General features: G+C 74.3%; 14 protein-coding genes. 6 read left to right on the forward strand and 8 right to left on the reverse strand.

The annotated features are described in order from the left end of the window. Position 1 precedes the first annotated feature (1 nt). Complete coding sequence (locus QMF98_RS12800; RefSeq protein WP_337973394.1) at positions 2-1,417, reverse strand: MFS transporter; 1,416 nt, start codon at positions 1,415-1,417, stop codon at positions 2-4. A gap of 145 nt (positions 1,418-1,562) precedes the next feature. Continuing rightward, on the reverse strand, positions 1,563-4,571 hold the full coding sequence (locus QMF98_RS12805; protein ID WP_337973395.1) for a UPF0182 family membrane protein: 3,009 nt from the start codon (positions 4,569-4,571) through the stop codon (positions 1,563-1,565). Positions 4,572-4,691: 120 nt separating this feature from the next. Here QMF98_RS12805 and QMF98_RS12810 point away from each other — a divergent pair, with 120 nt between their 5' ends. Beyond that, positions 4,692-5,345, forward strand: a complete 654-nt coding sequence (locus QMF98_RS12810; RefSeq protein WP_337973396.1) for a PPA1309 family protein — start codon at positions 4,692-4,694, stop codon at positions 5,343-5,345. Positions 5,346-5,349: 4 nt separating this feature from the next. Here the strand turns inward: QMF98_RS12810 and QMF98_RS12815 are convergent, their stop codons facing one another. After that, positions 5,350-6,486 (reverse strand): YlbL family protein, encoded by a 1,137-nt coding sequence (locus QMF98_RS12815; RefSeq protein ID WP_337973397.1) that lies wholly within the window; start codon positions 6,484-6,486, stop codon positions 5,350-5,352. A gap of 251 nt (positions 6,487-6,737) precedes the next feature. Between QMF98_RS12815 and QMF98_RS12820 the strand changes: the two genes are divergently transcribed. Continuing rightward, the gene (locus QMF98_RS12820) at positions 6,738-8,210 is read left to right on the forward strand and encodes a zinc-dependent metalloprotease (protein WP_337973398.1); all 1,473 of its coding nucleotides are present in this window, start codon (positions 6,738-6,740) and stop codon (positions 8,208-8,210) included. 85 nt (positions 8,211-8,295) lie between these two features. Here the strand turns inward: QMF98_RS12820 and QMF98_RS12825 are convergent, their stop codons facing one another. Then, positions 8,296-8,916 carry a M48 metallopeptidase family protein gene (locus tag QMF98_RS12825; RefSeq protein WP_337973399.1) on the reverse strand — a complete coding sequence of 207 codons (621 nt, stop codon included), beginning with the start codon at positions 8,914-8,916 and terminating at the stop codon, positions 8,296-8,298. A 184-nt stretch (positions 8,917-9,100) separates the two neighbouring features. Between QMF98_RS12825 and QMF98_RS12830 the strand changes: the two genes are divergently transcribed. Then, complete coding sequence (locus QMF98_RS12830) at positions 9,101-9,259, forward strand: DUF5679 domain-containing protein (protein ID WP_263729539.1); 159 nt, start codon at positions 9,101-9,103, stop codon at positions 9,257-9,259. A 269-nt stretch (positions 9,260-9,528) separates the two neighbouring features. Further along, entirely contained in the window at positions 9,529-10,533 is a 1,005-nt protein-coding gene (locus QMF98_RS12835; protein ID WP_337973400.1) for a ThiF family adenylyltransferase, read from the forward strand. A gap of 69 nt (positions 10,534-10,602) precedes the next feature. Here the strand turns inward: QMF98_RS12835 and QMF98_RS12840 are convergent, their stop codons facing one another. From QMF98_RS12840 to QMF98_RS12850, 3 genes are all read right to left on the reverse strand, one after another. Beyond that, positions 10,603-10,941 carry a WhiB family transcriptional regulator gene (locus tag QMF98_RS12840; RefSeq protein ID WP_291757739.1) on the reverse strand — a complete coding sequence of 113 codons (339 nt, stop codon included), beginning with the start codon at positions 10,939-10,941 and terminating at the stop codon, positions 10,603-10,605. 144 nt (positions 10,942-11,085) lie between these two features. After that, positions 11,086-11,256 carry a hypothetical protein gene (locus tag QMF98_RS12845; RefSeq protein WP_291757741.1) on the reverse strand — a complete coding sequence of 57 codons (171 nt, stop codon included), beginning with the start codon at positions 11,254-11,256 and terminating at the stop codon, positions 11,086-11,088. 67 nt (positions 11,257-11,323) lie between these two features. Further along, entirely contained in the window at positions 11,324-13,411 is a 2,088-nt protein-coding gene (locus QMF98_RS12850; RefSeq protein ID WP_337973401.1) for an ATP-dependent helicase, read from the reverse strand. Between the two features lie 208 nt (positions 13,412-13,619). Here QMF98_RS12850 and QMF98_RS12855 point away from each other — a divergent pair, with 208 nt between their 5' ends. After that, on the forward strand, positions 13,620-13,889 hold the full coding sequence (locus QMF98_RS12855) for a mycoredoxin (protein ID WP_337973402.1): 270 nt from the start codon (positions 13,620-13,622) through the stop codon (positions 13,887-13,889). Between the two features lie 15 nt (positions 13,890-13,904). On the opposite strand, the gene nudC is transcribed toward QMF98_RS12855, so the two are convergent. Next, positions 13,905-15,197 (reverse strand): NAD(+) diphosphatase, encoded by a 1,293-nt coding sequence (gene nudC, locus QMF98_RS12860; RefSeq protein WP_348773371.1) that lies wholly within the window; start codon positions 15,195-15,197, stop codon positions 13,905-13,907. 152 nt (positions 15,198-15,349) lie between these two features. Here nudC and QMF98_RS12865 point away from each other — a divergent pair, with 152 nt between their 5' ends. Then, on the forward strand, positions 15,350-16,297 hold the full coding sequence (locus tag QMF98_RS12865) for a phosphotransferase (protein ID WP_337973403.1): 948 nt from the start codon (positions 15,350-15,352) through the stop codon (positions 16,295-16,297). Positions 16,298-16,308 lie beyond the last annotated feature (11 nt).

Here is a 16,308-nt window from a genome sequence, read left to right on the forward strand (position 1 = left end):
GTCACGCCCGCTCGTCGGCCGTCGGGACGTCGCGCACCGCCACGTCGTGCCGGCCGTCCACCCCGCGCCCGCGCGGGAACCGCACCAGCAGCAGCAGCCCGAGGCCGAGCGCCAGCACCACCACGATGCCGAGGATGCCCCAGTACTGCGCGCCACCCCAGGCGATGGCCAGCGAGAACGCCATCGGCGCCAGGAAGCTCGCCGCCCGTCCGGTGGTGGCGTACAGCCCGAACGCCTCGGCCTCGCGACCCGCGTCCGTCAGGCGCGCCAGCAACCCGCGGCTGGCGGACTGCGTGGGGCCGACGCACGACGACAGCACCAGACCGGCCACCCAGAACGCCGTCTGCCCCTGGTCGTGGAGCACGAACACCGCGACGGCCGCGAGCACCAGCACGACGAGGGACACCGTGATCACGCGCCGCGGCCCGAACCGGTCGTCCAACCAGCCGGCGCCGATGGTGCTGATCCCCGCGACCACGTTGGCGGCGATGGCAAAGACGATCACCTGCGAGGACGTGAACCCGAACGTGCCGGAGGCCAGCACGGCACCGAACGTGAACACCCCGGCCAGCCCGTCCCGGTACACCGCGCTGGCCACCAGGTACCCCAGCGTCGACCGGCGGGTGCGCCACAGGTGCGCGACGTCGTGACCGAGCTTGCGGTAGGCGCCGAGGGCGCCGATCGCGCGCGGGTCCGGGCGGGCGTGCTCCGGCACGGCGACCAGCACGGGGACGGCGAACACCGCCATCCAGACGGCGGACACCGCGACCGCCGCGCGGATGTTCCAGCCGTCGGCCGACGTCACGCCGAACCAGCCGACGTCGGGGTTGATGAACCCCACGAACAGCACGATCAGCAGCACGATCCCGCCGACGTACCCCGAGCCCCAGCCGATGCCGCTGACCCGGCCCACCGTGGCCGGCGTGGTGATCTGCAGCAGGAGCGCGTTGTACGCCACGGACGCCAGCTCGAAGAACACGTTGCCGGCCGCCAGCAGCACCACGCCGAGCAGCACGGCGTGGGACCGGGCGCCGTCGTGCGGGTGCACCAGCACCATGGCCGCCATCGCGGCCACCGTCACCGCCGTGTTCGCGCCGAGCCACACCTTGCGCCGGCCGGACGCGTCCGAGAGCGCGCCGAGCGCCGGTGCGAGCAGCGCCACCAGGATGCCCGCGACGGTCAGCCCCCAGCCGAGCCACTGCGAGTGCAGCGCCGTGGTGGCGGTGACGTCGGCGCCCGGCTCGACGAACACCTTCGACGTCAGCCAGACGGTGAACACGAACGTGGTCACCACGGCGTTGAACGCCGCCGACCCCCAGTCCCAGGCGGCCCAGGCGAGCACCCGGCCGGTGGTCAGGCGCGCGGCACGGGCGGGCGGCGTGGAGGTCCGGCCGGGGCCGAGATCGTCGTCGATCACGGCCGGCTGCAGTCGTCGGTCACGGCCGGATGGTACGGCGGCACGACGACCACCGCCCCGCGGCCGCGCAGGCGCGCGGGTGAACACTGCACGAACGCTCACCGGACGGACGGCCGGCACCGACCTGGCGCCGGCCGTCCACCCGTCAGCTGCCCAGGCGTGCCTGCGCGTCGATCGCGGCCTGGATCGCCGCGTCCAGCCGGGACTGCGCCGCGCCGTACGCCGCGAAGTCGTTCGCCGCGAGCGCCGCCTGACCGTCCTTCATCGCCTGGCTGGCCGCCTGCAGTGCCGACTGCAGGTCTGCGCGCGCCGTGGCGTCCCCTCCGGTGGAGGAGCCGCTCGGCGACGGCGTCGGGCTGGCGCTCGCCGTCGGCGTGCCGGACGGGGTCGGCGACGGCGTGCCGCTGGGGCTCGGTGACGGGCTCGGCGCCCCACCGGACCCGGCGTCACCGGCCTGGGCGCCGGAGTTGCCGCCGAACACCTGGTTCAGCGCCTCGTCCAACGTCTCGGCGAACCCGATCTTGTTGCCGAACGACACCAGCACGCGCTGCAGCAGCGGGAACGTGGTGCCGCTCGACGCCTGCACGTACACAGGCTGCACGTAGAGCAGTCCCCCGCCCACCGGCAGCGTCAGCAGGTTGCCGCGCAGCACCGACGAGTCGCCACGGCCCAGGATGTTCAGCTCGTTGGACACGGTGGCGTCCGCCGTGAAGGCCGAGTTGGCCTGTCCCGGTCCGGGCACCGTCGAGTCGCGCGGCAGTGTCAGCAGCCGCAACGTGCCGTAGTCCGGCGACGGTTTGCCGGCGACGTTGCCTGCCTCGGCGTCGGCCGCCAGGTACCCCGTCAGCACCTCACGCGCCGTGGAGCCGGCCGGGATGAACGTCGACATCAGCGAGAAGTTCGCCGACTTCTGGTCCGGCATCTGCAGGGTCAGGTAGTACGGCGGCTGGTCGACCTTCTCGGTGGTGGTGGTCGGGTCCAGCGGGTTGGCCCAGAAGTCGTTGCCGGAGAAGAACTGCCCGGCGTCCGTCACGTGGTACTTGGCCAGCAGCGTGCGCTGCACCTTGAACAGGTCCTCCGGGTACCGGATGTGGCTCATCAGCGCACCGCTGATGTCCGAGATCGGCTTGACCGACGTCGGGAACACCTTCGACCACGCCTTGAGCACCGGGTCCTGCGTGTCCCAGGTGTACAGGTCCACCGACCCGTCGTACGCGTCGACCGTCGCCTTCACCGAGTTGCGGATGTAGTTCACCGTCTTCGGCTGCAGCGCCTGCACGTTGGAGCTGGTCTGGGTGACCGAGTCGGTGGTCGCGTCCGAGAGCGACTGGCTGGCGCTGTAGGGGTACTGGTCCGAGGTGGTGTAGCCGTCGATGATCCACTTCACGCGGCCGTCGATCACCGCCGGGTACACCCGGCCGTCCAGCTCGAGGTAGGGCGCCACCTTGGCCACGCGGTCCCGCGGGTTGCGGTCGTAGAGGATCTGCGACTGCGGGGTGACGCGGTTGGAGAACAGGATCTGCTCGTCCCCGAACTTGATCGAGTACATGATCTTGTTCCACAGGTTGCCGATGCTCGGCCCCGCGGAGACCGTCTGCGTCGGGAACCGCGTGTTCAGCGAGCCGGAGCCACCCGTGTCGTCCGGGTAGTCGAACTCCCACCCCGTGGAGCCGTCGGGACCGCCGACGATCGAGTACGGCGGGGACGTCTCGCCGAAGTAGATGCGCGGCTCGTAGGTGCCGATGTCACCGCTGGACGGGATGCCGCCCTCCCAGAACGCCGGCTGACCGTTGGCGCCGCGCGTGTTGCCGTAGGCCGCCACCACGCCGTACCCGTGGGTGTACACGGTGGTGTTGTTCACCCAGTTCCGCTGCGAGTCGCTCAGCCCGTTGAGGTCGAGCTCGCGGACGGCGATCACGGTGTCGCGGCTCTGGCCGTTGACCGTGTAGCGGTCCACCGACAGCGTCTGCGGGAAGTCGTAGAACCCGCGGATCTGCTGCAGCTGCTTGAACGACGGCGACACCAGCTGCGGGTCGAGCAGGCGGATCGAGTTGGTCGTCTCGGCGTCGGACCGCAGCGCACCGGCCTCCGCGGTCACCTTCGCCGGGTACTCGCTCGTCTTGACGTCCGTCAGCCCGTACGCCTGCCGCGTCGAGTCGATGTTGCGCTGGATGTACTCCTTCTCGGCGTCCTGCTGGTTGGGCTGCACCTGGAAGCGCTGCACGATCGCCGGGTAGATGCCGCCGACGACGATGGCGGACAGCAGCATCAGCGCGACGCCGATGCCCGGCAGCCGCCAGTTCCCGGTGATCGCCGAGTAGACGAACGCCGCGGCGACGACGAGGGCGGCGACGGTGAGGATCGCCTTGGACGGCATCACCGCGTGCACGTCCGTGAAGGTCGCGCCGGCGAACTTCTGCCCGGCGCTGTTCTTCATCAGCAGCGAGTACCGGTCCAGCCAGTAGCTCGCGGCGATCAGCACCAGCAGCACCGCGGCCAGCACCGACAGGTGCACGCGCGCGGCGCGGGTGGTCCGGTTGCCCTTCGCGGCGGGGCCCAGCCGCAGGCCGCCGTACAGGTAGTGGGTCGCCAGCGCGCCGATGCCGGACAGGATCACCACGGCCATCAGGAACGACACCGTGAACCGCAGCAGCGGCAGCGTGAACATGTAGAAGCCGAGGTCCAGGTGGAACTGCGGGTCGGTGGTGCCGACGCGCTGCGCGTGCATCGCCAGCTGCACGGTGTCCCAGCGCTGCGCCGCGGCACCGCCGGCGAACAGCCCCAGCAGCACCGGTCCGACCAGCATCACCAGCCGGCGCAGCGGCTCGATCGCCTCGCGGTACTGGTCGAGGCTCGTCTGCTCGGGCGTCGACGGCGCGTACACCGGACGCGAGTGGTACGCGAACCGCAGGCTGCCCGCCACCGCGACGGCCATCACGGCGAACCCCACGACGAACAGCACGGCCCGGGTGCCCCACTCGGTCCACAGCACCTGCAGGTAGCCGAGCTGGTTGAACCACAGCGCCTCGGTCCACACGTGCGACAGGATCACGACGACGATCGCGATGCCGGCCAGGATGGCGATGGTCGGCAGCAGGGGCCCCCGTCGACGCCGGGCGGGACGGGGGCGGGGGCGGGGCGGTGAGGCGAACATCCGGCGGTGGTCCTCGTCGTGTGAGCGGTCCGGCCTCCTGGCCGGGTGGCCCACGAAGGGGCCAGCCGGTGAACGCGCCGGTCGGGGCCCAGGTTCCCACACCGATGGGACGATGAGGCCATGGCGGACGCACACCAGGCAGCGGGCGACGCGCCCGACGAGACACCGGCCCCGAGCGCCGCTCCCGAAACCGACGTACCCGCAGGAGGCGACGACGTCACGACGAGCGGCGCAGGCTCCGTCGCGGCCCGCACCGCGCTGACCGCCGCGGTCCGGGAGATCGAGCTGCACGTCGCCCGCGCGGGCTGGGACGCACCCGTCCGGGTGTTCGCCCTGGTGCGCACCCAGCAGGCGCTCGCCACCGAACCGACGCTCGCCGACCAGCTCGAGCCGGACGTGCTCGCCGCCGCCCGCACCAACCCCTGGCACCTGACCTCCGTCGAGCAGGAGGGCCTGCCGGCCGCGGAGGACGTCGAGCAGCTGCTGGGCCAGCTGTCCTGGCCGTCGACGGTGGACGGTGCGGCGCTCACGGTGGAGCGTGTGGTGCTCCCGCCGGCCGCCGAGGCGCAGCTGCCGGCCGACCCGGACGCGGCTCTCGCCTACCTGATGGGCCACCCGGACCGGCAGGACGTGCGGATCGCCGTCGGCGTGCTGCGCGACGGTGCCGCGTGGTGCGCCGTCCGCACCCGCGCGCACGACTCGGACGACCAGGTGGGCGGCGGTCCCGACGTGGTCCCCGGCCTGGTCGCGGCGCTGCGCTCGACTCTCGACTGACGGGTCAGCGCGTGCAGGTGGGCAACGAGCCGCCCGCGCCCTTGCCGATGGCCGTCATCGCCGCCACCGCGTCGGACAGCGTCGCCACCTTGACCACGTGCAGGCCGGCGGGGACGTGACCCACCACCTCGTCGCAGTTCGACGCCGGTGCCAGGAACCAGTCGGCACCGTCGCGCCGGGCGCCCACCAGCTTCTGCTGGATGCCGCCGATCGGCCCGACCTCCCCGGTGACGTCCATCGTCCCGGTGCCGGCGATCTTGGCGCCGTTCGCCTCGTCGGCCGGGGTCAGCTTGTCGACGATGCCGAGGGCGAACATCGTCCCCGCGCTCGGCCCGCCGATCCCGTCGATGCTGATGTCCACCTTCACGGGGAACGTGAACGTCGGGTCGATCATCACCCCGATCAGCGCGCGGCCGTCGGGGCGCTTCGACGTCACGATCGGCACCTGCTGGTCCGCACCGTCGCGCCGCACCGTCAGCGTCACCGTGCTCCCGGGCGTCACGGCCTCGAGCTTGCGCACCAGCGTCTGGTAGTCCGGCAGCGTCGTGCCGTCCAGCTGCTCCAGCACGTCGCCCTTGTGCAGCTTGGTCGCGGCGTCGGTGCCGTCCTGCGTGCCGGCGACCGTCAGCGTCGCCGGGACGGTGTAGCCGAGCTGCGTCAGCGCGGCGACGGTCGCGTTCTCCTGCGAGCTGGTCATCTCCTGGGAGTTGGCCGCGTCGATCTGCTGCTGCGTCTGGCCCTTGGGGACCACCGCCTCGGCCGGGTCGACGACGGACGTCGGGTCGAACCACCCGCGCAGCACTCCTGCCAGGGACGACGGGTACCCCGGCCCCCCGGTCCCGGACACGGTGGTCAGCCGCAGCTGTCCGGTGGACGGGTACGTCTGGGCGCCGGAGATCCGGATCAGCGGCGTGCCGTTCTGGGAGCCCAGCACGTCGCGCGTCGGTCCCGGGCTGGTCACGGCGTACGGGACCGGGATCACCACGGCGACGGCGATCAGCACGGCCGTCAGCAGCATGCCGCCGGACAGCAGCACGGAGCGCGGGTCGACGGGTCGGCGCGGCTCGACGGCCGCCGCCGCCGCCCCCTCGTCGGGCGCCGGCGCGATCTCGTCGGGACGGGGCTCGGGGCTGGCGAACACCCGCCGATCATCGCGCACGCGTCTGGGACCGCGCCTACCGACGGGCGCCGCCGCCCGGCCGCGGGGCGCGCACCGGTGACGCGGCGCTGCGCCGTGAGCGAACCCGCTGCTCCAGGCGGTGCCGGCCCTCGTTCGGCCGCGACGGCGGCGGTTACCGTGGAGCCGCGATCCCACGACGGCAGCCGCACCGACCGCGACCGGCGGACGCAGGTGCGAGCGACGCGTCGGCCGCCGACCGTCCAGGAGGACCCATGAGCCCGCAGACGCCGGACCCGGCCGTGCCGGGTGAGCAGCCCGACTGGGAGCAGGTGCTCCGCTCGATGCTGGGCCCGGCCGCCGACGAGGCGATCGCCCAGCTGCGCGAGGCGGGCATCGACCCTGCCGCGATGGCCTCGGGGTCGGGCCTGCCGCAGGATCCGGCTGCCCTGCAGCAGGTGTTCAGCCAGGTGCAGCGGATGTTCGCCGAGTCCGGTGACGAGCCGGTCAACTGGTCGATGGCCCACGAGCTGGCCCGCCAGCAGGCCTCCCTGGGCGGCGACCCGTCCGTCAGCCGCGCCGAGACCGACCAGGTCGCCCAGGCGTTCTCGGTGGCCGAGCTGTGGCTCGACGCCGCCACCGACCTGCCGCCCACCGGGGCGACGGGTCGCGCGTGGAGCCGCGCCGAGTGGGTCGAGGCGACGCTGCCGACATGGCGCACGCTGACGGAGCCCGTCGCGTCGTCCCTGTCCACCGCGCTGGTGCAGGCGCTCGGCTCGTCGCTGCCGGAGGGCTTCGCCGAGGAGCTCGGGGCGCCCGGCGGACCAGGCGGGGCGTTCGGCGGCCTGCCGCCGGGCGCGCTGAGCGGCCTGCTGGGCGACGGCACCGGCGGGCCGATCGACATGGGTCAGCTGCTGCGGCGCCTCGGGTCGGCCGTGTTCGGCCTCCAGGTCGGGCAGGCCTCCGGCACCCTGTCCCGCGAGGTGTTCGGCGCCACGGACATCGGCCTGCCCCTGCTCGAGCAGCCCGTTCCGGTGCTAGTGCCGCACAACGTGGCGGAGTTCGGCGAGGGCCTGGAGGTGCCGGCCGACGAGGTGCGCCTGTTCCTCGCGCTGCGCGAGGCGGCCGCGACGCGCCTGTTCACGCACGTCCCCTGGCTGCGCGCGCACCTGTTCGGCCTGGTCGAGGCCTATGCACGCGGCATCGCCATCGACGCCGACGAGCTCGGCGAGGCGGTCCGTTCGGTGGACCCGACCGACCCGCAGGCGCTGCAGGAGGCGCTGACCGGCGGCATCTTCGTCCCGCAGAACACCCCCGAGCAGGCCGCCGCGCTCGAGCGCCTCGAGACCTCGCTGGCGCTGGTCGAGGGCTGGGTCGACGAGGTGACCGCCCAGGCCGCGCTCCCCCACCTGCCGCACGCGGTCCCGCTGCGGGAGATGCTGCGCCGCCGACGCGCGTCGGGTGGACCCGCCGAGCAGACGTTCGCCAGCCTCGTCGGCCTCGAGCTGCGCCCCCGACGGCTGCGCGACGCCGCCACCCTGTGGGCGGCCATCGACGCCGAGCGCGGCCAGTCGGGGCGCGACGCCGTCTGGCAGCACCCCGACCTGATGCCCACCACGGCGGACCTGGACGACCCGTCCGGCTACGCCGCCCGGCGGCAGGCCGCGATCGACGAGGGCGCCGAGCTGGATCGGGCGCTGGCCGAGATCCTGGGTGAGGAGCCGCCGAAGGACGACGAGCAGGGCTGACCCGCTCTCGCGGCGTCACCGACTTGGCGGCACCACTGGCTGGGCGGCGCTACGTCAGGACGTCCGCCGGGCCGGCGGCCCCGGCTCAGGCCGGTCGACCGTCCTCCTCGACGTCGTCGTCCACCCCGTCCGGCCCGTCGTCCGGTGCGTCCGACCACGGCCCCGACGGTGAGGGCACGGCCCCGGGCCGCACGCCCTCCCGGTCCACGGCGTGCGCGTACCCCTCGAGGAAGCCGCGCGCCCGCTCGGTGTGCGGGTAGCGCTCCAGCTCGGCCCAGAACTCGGGACCGTGCCCGGGGTGCAGCAGGTGCGTCAGCTCGTGCAGCAGCACGTAGTCGGTCACCCACCGCGGCATGCCGCGGATGCGGTCCGAGATGCGGATGGTGCCGTCCGTCGGCGTGCACGACCCCCAGCGACGGCCCTGCTGGGTGGACCACCGGACCGACGACGGCACCGCGCGTCCGCCGAGGTATCGCGCCGACAGGTCCGCCGCGCGGGACAACAGCTCGTCGTCGGACGGTCGGCGCCGCTTCTCCTGCGCCGCCAGGCGTGCCACCATCCGGCCCACCCACTCGGCCTCCTGCGCCCGGGTGAACCGGGCCGGGATGGCGACGATGGTGCGTCCGTCCTCCCGCCACGCCGTCACCGTCCGGGCACGGCGGCGCGAGCGGCGGACCTCGACCGACGGGTCGTGCGCGGGCGGCACAGGCCGCACCGTAGCGCGGCGCGGCGACACCACGGCAGATCCCAGGTGCGACAGGCGGCCGCGCAGGCTCCGCACGCACGGAGCGCCTGGCCACTACTGTGAGCGCGGGCGCGCCGGCACGGCGCCGACCCTGTCGCCGGCCGGCATGCTCCGGTCGGGCGAACCACACCGAGGAGGGACCTGAATGGCCGAGACGTACGCGGGTGAGTTCTACTGCGTGAAGTGCAAGGAGAAGCGGCAGGCGGAGGGCGACGTCGTCGTCTCCGAGTCCGGTCGCAAGATGGCCAAGGCCATCTGCCCGGTCTGCGGCACCAAGCTGAACCGGATCCTGGGCAAGGCCTGACCCTCACGTCCCGATCGAAGGGCACCGTCACCACCGGGTGACGGTGCCCTTCGTCGTTCTGTCCCTTCGTCGTTCTGTCCCTTCGTCGTTCTGTCCCTTCGTCGTTCTGTCCCTTCGTCGTTCTGTCCCTTCGTCGTTCTGTCCCTTCGTCGTCCCCGGCCCTGGTCGTCCCGGCCCTGCGGACGGCCGTCGGCCCCTGTGGACGGTCCGCGGTCCGCTGCCGGCCCCGCCTGGCACAGTGGCCGCCCGACGGCGGACGAGGAGGGACCATGAGGCTGCGGCCCGGGCTGCGCGTGCTGACCCGCACTGACGGTGAGGTCCAGGTCGGTACCGACCCCCGGTGGGCGGTTCGGCTCGACGGGTTGACCGAGCGGGAGACCGCCGCGGTGCTGGCGCTCGGCGCCGGTGCCGACTCCGACCAGCTGGCCGCCGGCGCCGGAGCGCGGCTCACCCAGCTCGCGACGCTGCTGCGCGACGCCGGCCTGGCGGCGCCGGACCGCCGCTCGCCCGCCGTCCTCGGCCCCGCCGCAGCCGATGCGACGGTGTGCGGGCTGCTGCGACCGGACGGCGACGGCGCCCGGGTGGTCGACGCGAGGCGGGCCTCGGTGGTCGGCGTGGTGGGGCTGGGGCCGATCGGTCTGGCGACGGCAGGGACGCTGGCCGCCGCCGGGGTCGGGACCGTCCTGGTCGACGACGCGAGCCCGGTGCGCTCGGTGGACGTCGGCGTGTGCGGCTACCGGTGGTCCGACGTCGGGTCGGTGCGGGAGCGGGCCGCGGCCCGCGTGCTGCGGGACATCGCGCCGGACGTCCGCACCGACTCCTCCGCCGAGCCGGACGTGGTGGTCGTCGTCGAGCACGGCGCCGCGGATCCCGCCCGCACCGAGCTGCTGCTCGGCACGGGCACGGTGCACCTGCCCGTGCTGGTGCGCGAGGCGGACGCCGTCGTCGGGCCCCTCGTCGTGCCGGGCACCGGACCGTGCCTCCGGTGCCTGGACCTGCACCGCGCCGACGCCGATCCCTGCTGGCCGCGGCTCGTCGCCCAGCTGGTCGGTGCACCGCCCGCCGCCGAGGTCGGTGCGATGGCCGCCGTCTGCGCCGGGCTCGCCGCCGCCGCGGTGCTCCGGGCGGTCGACGACCCGCCGGCACGCACGCGGCTGCGGATCGGCACGACGTTCGAGGTCGGCCTCCCGGACGTCCTGCCGCGGACACGCACGTGGGAGGTGCACCCGGACTGCGGGTGCACCTCCCACGGTGCTGCTGCCGTCGCCGGCTGAGCGCCCCCTGCGCGCCCAGCCGTCCCGTCCGCGAGTAGCCGGGTGCGAGGCCGGCACGCGGAGCCGGGGTCAGGCTGCCGGCTTCGCCTCCTTGCGCGGACGGCCGCGCCCGCGCTTGACGGCGACGACCTGGCCGGCGACGAAGACCTCGCCGCCCCAGACGCCCCACGGCTCGGCGCGTTCGATCGCACCGGCGAGGCAGCCGTCCAGCAGCGGGCAGGTCCGGCAGAGCGCCTTGGCGCGCTCCACCTCCGCCGTCCGCTCGGCGAACCACAGCTCCGGGTCGTTCGAGCGGCAGGGGATCAGCTCGGCGACGAGCTGGTCGAGGGTGTCGGGCGCGGTTGCGCCGGGCGGCCACGGGCCGGAACCCCCGTTGTTCACGGTGTCGAGCAGCGTGGTGAGCCGCACGATGTCCTCCTACGTCCTTGCTGGTGAGCGTTGTGCTGCGACGGTGCGGACCTGCGCCGTGCGCTCACCGGACGTCCGGAGAGACGAGAAAGGCCGCGGGTCCGAGTTCCGGACTCCGCGGCCTGTGCCGACCTCACGGTCGGCTCAGGTCATACGAGTCCCGGGACGGGGATCGGTGGTGGCGCCACGGACGACGCCGACGTACGTCGAGAGGCCGGCGGGCACAGTGCGCCCCTGGAACGTGCGGGACGTGGCCGCGGGGATGCGCACGCGCAGGCGCTCGCAACGTTCGGATGCATCGAGCATCAGCTTCATCAGTGGCCACCTCCTCCCACGATCCGGGCTGCGACCTGCACGGTCGCGCCCTCCGACAAGGACCCGTTCACCTTAGGGGGGCCTTCGTGGACGTCACAACCCTTTTTCCGGGCTTCGTGCCAGACATTGTCGAAGAGGCCGCCGAGGGGTCGACGACCGCACCCTCGGCGAGGGCGTCCGCGATCACGGCGAGCACGTCCCGGCCGTAGCGCACCAGCTGGTTCTGACCGAAGCCGGGGATGCGGGTCAGTGCCTCGGGGCTGGCCGGGCGGTGCCGCGCCAGCTCCGCCAGGACGCGGTCCGTCAGCACCTTCGACGGCTCCTTGCCGTCCGCCGCCGCCCGGTCGGCACGCCAGCGCTGGAGCCGTGCGAGGGCACGGGCCGCTGCGGGATCCTCGTCGGACGCCGTGCCGTCCGAGGCCCCGACCTCGCGACCGGCGGGCCAGAGCGCGTCGAGGAACTGCGAGCGGGTACGGGTCGCCCGGGAGCCCGGGGTGCGTGCCTTGGCCCAGGACAGCTCGAGGCGGTCCCGCGCGCGGGTCACCCCGACGTACAGCAGCCGGCGCTCCTCCTCGCGAGCGGCGTCGGTCTCCGCCAACGAGATCGGCAGCAACCCCTCGCTGAGCCCGACGAGGAACACCACGTCCCACTCCAGGCCCTTCGCCGCGTGCAAGGACGCGAGCGTCACGCCGTCGGCGGTCGGTGCCTGCTGGGCCGCCGCACGCTCGTCGAGCTCGGCCACCAGGTCCGCGAGGGTCGCCGGCCTGCCCTCGGCTCCGGCCGCGACCTCGTCGGCCAGCCCGACGAGCGCCTGCATCGCGTCCCACCGCTCGCGGACCTGACCGCGCTCGGCCGGTGGAGCCGGCGCCCACCCGGCGGAGAGCAGCACGTCGCGAACCATCTGCGGCATCGGGACGTCAGCCTCTGCCGACCGCGCGGCACCGCGCAGCAGCAGCACCGCCTGGCGCACGTCCTGCCGCGAGAAGAACCGGTCGCCGCCGCGCAGCTGGTAGCCGATGCCCAGCCGGGACAGCGCGTCCTCGAAGGCCTCCGACTGCACGTTGGTCCGGAACAGGACCGCCATGCGGGACGCCGGCGTGCCGGCTGCGACCAGGCGGGCGACCCGCTGCGCGACGCCGGCTGCCTCCGCCTCGTCGTCCGCGTACGTCGTCCACTGCACCGCGGGACCGTCGGGACGCTGCGCGACCAGGTGCAGCGGGGCGTGACCGGGTCGCTTCGGCGCGGTGGCCAGCACGGCGTTGGCCAGCCGTACCACCTGCGGGGTGGAGCGGTAGTCCCGGACCAGGTCGATCTGCGTGGCCCCCGGGTGCGCCTGGGTGAACTCGAGCAGGTGCCGCGGGCTCGCCCCGGCGAAGGAGTAGATCGTCTGGCTCGGGTCGCCGACCACGCACACGTCGTGCCGACCGCCGAGCCACTGGTCCAGCAGGTACTGCTGCAGCGGGCTGACGTCCTGGTACTCGTCGACCACGAAGTGCCGGTACTGGGAGCGCACCTGCTCGGCGACCTCGCCACGCTGGGCCAGCATCGCGGCGGTGAGCAGCAGCACGTCCTCGAAGTCGATGACGCCGCGCGCCTCCTTGGCGTCCTCGTAGGCAGACATCAGGCGCGGCACGTCCTGCTGGTCGACCCCGCCAGGAGCCGGCCGCCGGGCGGCACGCGCCGCCGCGACGTAGTCGTCCGACGGGACCAGGCTGACCTTCGCCCACTCGATCTCCGCAGCGAGGTCACGGATCGCGAGCCGGTCGACGCCCTCGAGCTCCGCGCGCCGTGCCGCCTCCGCCACCACAGGCGCCTTCTGCTCGAGCAGCCGCGGCGGGGCCCCGCCCACCACGCGGGGCCAGAAGAAGCCGAGCTGCCGCAGCGCGGCCGAGTGGAACGTGCGCGCCTGCACGCCGCCGGCACCGAGCGCGCGCAGCCGCAGCCGCATCTCCCCCGCGGCACGCGCCGTGAACGTCACGGCGAGCACGCCCGCTGGGCGGTACTGCCCGGTGCGGACGCCGTAGGCGATGCGGTGCGTGATCGCCCTGGTCTTGCCCGTGCCGGCGCCCGCGAGCACGCACACCGGCCCCGTCAGGGCGGTGGCGACGGCACGCTGCTCGGGGTCGAGCGCGGCCAGCAGGTCGTCGGCGGACATCGGGCACATCCTCCCAGCCGGCACCGACACGGTGGCGACCGACCGGTGGACGGCGGGGAACACCGCACGAGCGTCCGGCGTTGCGCCGGACGGCCGGCAGAGCGGCCGCGGTAGAGCGATTGCGGACAGTGACCGCGACCGGCGGCTGCACGGACCACGACGCAGCACGAGACGCAGCACGACGAACCGACGAGGACCCAGAGGATTCATGAGCGGCACCCGGACGTCCGAGATCCCGCAGCAGCCGCTGACCATGTACACCACCACGTGGTGCGGGTACTGCCGCCGGCTCAAGAGCCAGCTCGACGCCGCCGGGATCGACTACTCCGAGGTGGACGTCGAGCAGGTGCCGGACGCCGCCGCCTTCGTCGAGTCCGTCAACGAGGGCAACCGCACGGTGCCGACCGTCGTCTTCCCCGACGGCTCCGCCGCCACCAACCCGTCGCTGGCCCAGGTGCGGGAGCGGCTGGGCGTCTGACGACCGGGGCGGTCCTCAGTCCGAGGTCGGCACCGGGGCGCCGTACCAGTCCTCGATCAGGGCGTGCGCGATGGACGCCGGGCTGGGCAGCACCAGGTCGCCGGTGGCGACGGCGGCCGCGAGCTCGTCCCGGCTGAACCAGCGGGCCTCCGTCAGCTCGACCCCGTCGACCACCACGTCGGTGCTCAGGGCGCGGGCGCGGAAGCCCAGCATCAGCGAAGCGGGGAACGGCCACGGCTGGCTGCCGGCGTACGCGACGTCGCCCACCAGGACGGTCGTCTCCTCCGCCACCTCGCGACGGACCGCGTGCTCGATCGACTCGCCCGCCTCGACGAAGCCGGCGAGCGTGGAGAACCGGTGCGGTGCCCAGGCGGCGGCGTGGCCGAGGAGCAGCCGGTCCGAGTCGTCCACCACCGCCATGATCACGGCCGGATCCGTGCGCGGGTAGTGCTCCGAGCCGTCGACCGTGCACCGGCGGGTCCAGCCGGCTGCCGTGCTCGTCGTCGGCGCCCCGCAGCGCGGGCAGCGCGGGTGCCGGGCGTGCCACGCGTCGAGCGCGACGGCGGTGGTCGCCAGGCCGGCGTCGGCGTCGGACAGCTCGGCACCGATCGCGCGCAGGGCGACCCAGCGCAGGCCCGGGAGGGGCTCGGGCACGGGTTCGGCGTCGACGTCCGACGGGGAGGTGGGTGCCGTGTGGGCGGCGGACGACGAGACCGTCGACGACGTCGAACCCGAGGACGTCGACGGCGACGACGAGGTGCCGTTCGTCAGGCCGCTGCTCGCCGCGATCGCGGCGTCCGCGGCCGCACCGCTGTCCCGGCGGGGCCTGTGCACCAGCACGTCGGAGGGTGCTCCGGACCGCGGGGCGCTGTGCTCCGGCCGGACGCGGCGGGCCAGGACGTCGCCGTCGTCGTCCCGGCCGAGGAACAGCCAGCCGCCGTCGCCGGGCTCGGCGTCCGCCTGTTCCGGGTCAGCCGGCGCCGCGTCAGCGGGTGCGGTGCCGCGCGGTGCCGCGTCAGCCGGCCCGGCGTCGCGCGGTGCGGCATCGGCCGCTCGGGCCACCGCCTCGGCCGTGCCCGGGTCCAGGAACGCCACCCGCACCGTGCCGCCTGCGCGACGGCCCCACCCCTCACCGACCAGGGGGTCGGCATCCCCGGCCGGCGTGCGCATCACCACCGAGCCGTCCCGGACCAGGAGCACCCGGGTGCGGGCGTCCGCCCGGGCTCGCCTGATCAGCTCGTCGTCGGCACGGGCGACCGCGGTGCGGTCGACCGAGGCGCGCGAGAGGGGCAGGTCGTCGGAGATCATGCGCCGACCGTACGCGGCGATCGGTCCGCGCCCGGGCGGGCGGCTGCGGTCCCCCGGCCCACCGCCGGGTCGCGCGACCTCGCGTGCCGCCGACGCCGGACACGCCGCGTCAGGCACCCGGGACCACCACGAACCCGACCTACTCTGACCACGTGCCTCGCTCGCCCCTCGCCCTCGCAGCCCTCGCGACCGTCGCGGTCCCCGGCCTCGACGCGGTCGACGTGCGCCGACCGCTGAGCGGCGGCTCCGAGTTCGACGTGGCGATGGTGATCGACTCCGCCGCGCGCCGCTGGGTGGTGCGCTGCCCCGTCGGGGCAGCGTCCGGGGCGGCGCTCGAGGCCGAGGTCGCGCTGCTCGAGCGCCTCGGTGCGCAGGTCGACGCGGGTGCGCTGCCGTTCGACGTGCCCCGTCCGGAAGGCTTCGCGCACCTGCCCGAGGGCGGCCGCGCCTGCGTGCACCCACTGGTCAAGGGCCGTCCGCTCCGTCTGGAGTCGCTGCGGCCCGGTCCCGGCCTGGCCGCGTCGCTGGGCCGGGCGATCGGTGCCCTGCACGAGCTGCCGACGTCGGTCGTCGAGGACGCCGGGATGCCCGTCTACGAGGCGGGGACGTACCGGGAGCGACGGCAGGCGGAGGTCGACGAGGCGGCACGCACGGGCAAGGTCCCGGCGAGCCTGCTGCGCCGGTGGGAGGCGAAGCTCGAGGACGTGTCGCTGTGGCGGTTCCGGCCGACCGTGGTGCACGGCGACCTGACCAGCGAGCACGTCCTGGTCGCCGACGACGACGTCAGCGGGGTCCTCGACTGGGGCGAGGCGATGGTGGCCGACCCGGCGGACGACCTCGCGTGGCTGCTGGTCGCCGCACCGCAGGACGCGGTGGACTCGATCCTCGAGGCCTACCAGCTGCGGCGCACCGAGCTGATCGACCCGCACCTCGCCGAGCGCGCGCTGCTGGCCGGTGAGCTGGCGCTGGCGCGGTGGCTGCTGGTGGGCGTGCGCTCGCACGACGACGAGGTGGTGGCCGACGCGGTGGCGATGCTGCTGGACCTCGAGGAGCACCTCCGCATGCAGGAGGAGCAGGAGCAGGCGGCCGAGGCGGTCTAGGGCCGACCGGC

This window comes from Cellulomonas sp. NTE-D12, from assembly GCF_027923705.1.
Lineage (GTDB): Bacteria > Actinomycetota > Actinomycetes > Actinomycetales > Cellulomonadaceae > Cellulomonas.

Bases quoted from the DNA above. Each gene is read 5' to 3' on its own strand.
- QMF98_RS12830 (WP_263729539.1), top strand. From the start codon at position 9,101: ATGGCCGAGACGTACGCGGGTGAGTTCTACTGCGTGAAGTGCAAGGAG.
- QMF98_RS12850 (WP_337973401.1), bottom strand. From the start codon at position 13,411: ATGTCCGCCGACGACCTGCTGGCCGCGCTCGACCCCGAGCAGCGTGCC.
- QMF98_RS12805 (WP_337973395.1), bottom strand. From the start codon at position 4,571: ATGTTCGCCTCACCGCCCCGCCCCCGCCCCCGTCCCGCCCGGCGTCGA.
- nudC (WP_348773371.1), bottom strand. From the start codon at position 15,197: ATGATCTCCGACGACCTGCCCCTCTCGCGCGCCTCGGTCGACCGCACC.
- QMF98_RS12820 (WP_337973398.1), top strand. From the start codon at position 6,738: ATGAGCCCGCAGACGCCGGACCCGGCCGTGCCGGGTGAGCAGCCCGAC.
- QMF98_RS12835 (WP_337973400.1), top strand. From the start codon at position 9,529: ATGAGGCTGCGGCCCGGGCTGCGCGTGCTGACCCGCACTGACGGTGAG.
- QMF98_RS12855 (WP_337973402.1), top strand. From the start codon at position 13,620: ATGAGCGGCACCCGGACGTCCGAGATCCCGCAGCAGCCGCTGACCATG.
- QMF98_RS12810 (WP_337973396.1), top strand. From the start codon at position 4,692: ATGGCGGACGCACACCAGGCAGCGGGCGACGCGCCCGACGAGACACCG.
- QMF98_RS12845 (WP_291757741.1), bottom strand. From the start codon at position 11,256: ATGAAGCTGATGCTCGATGCATCCGAACGTTGCGAGCGCCTGCGCGTG.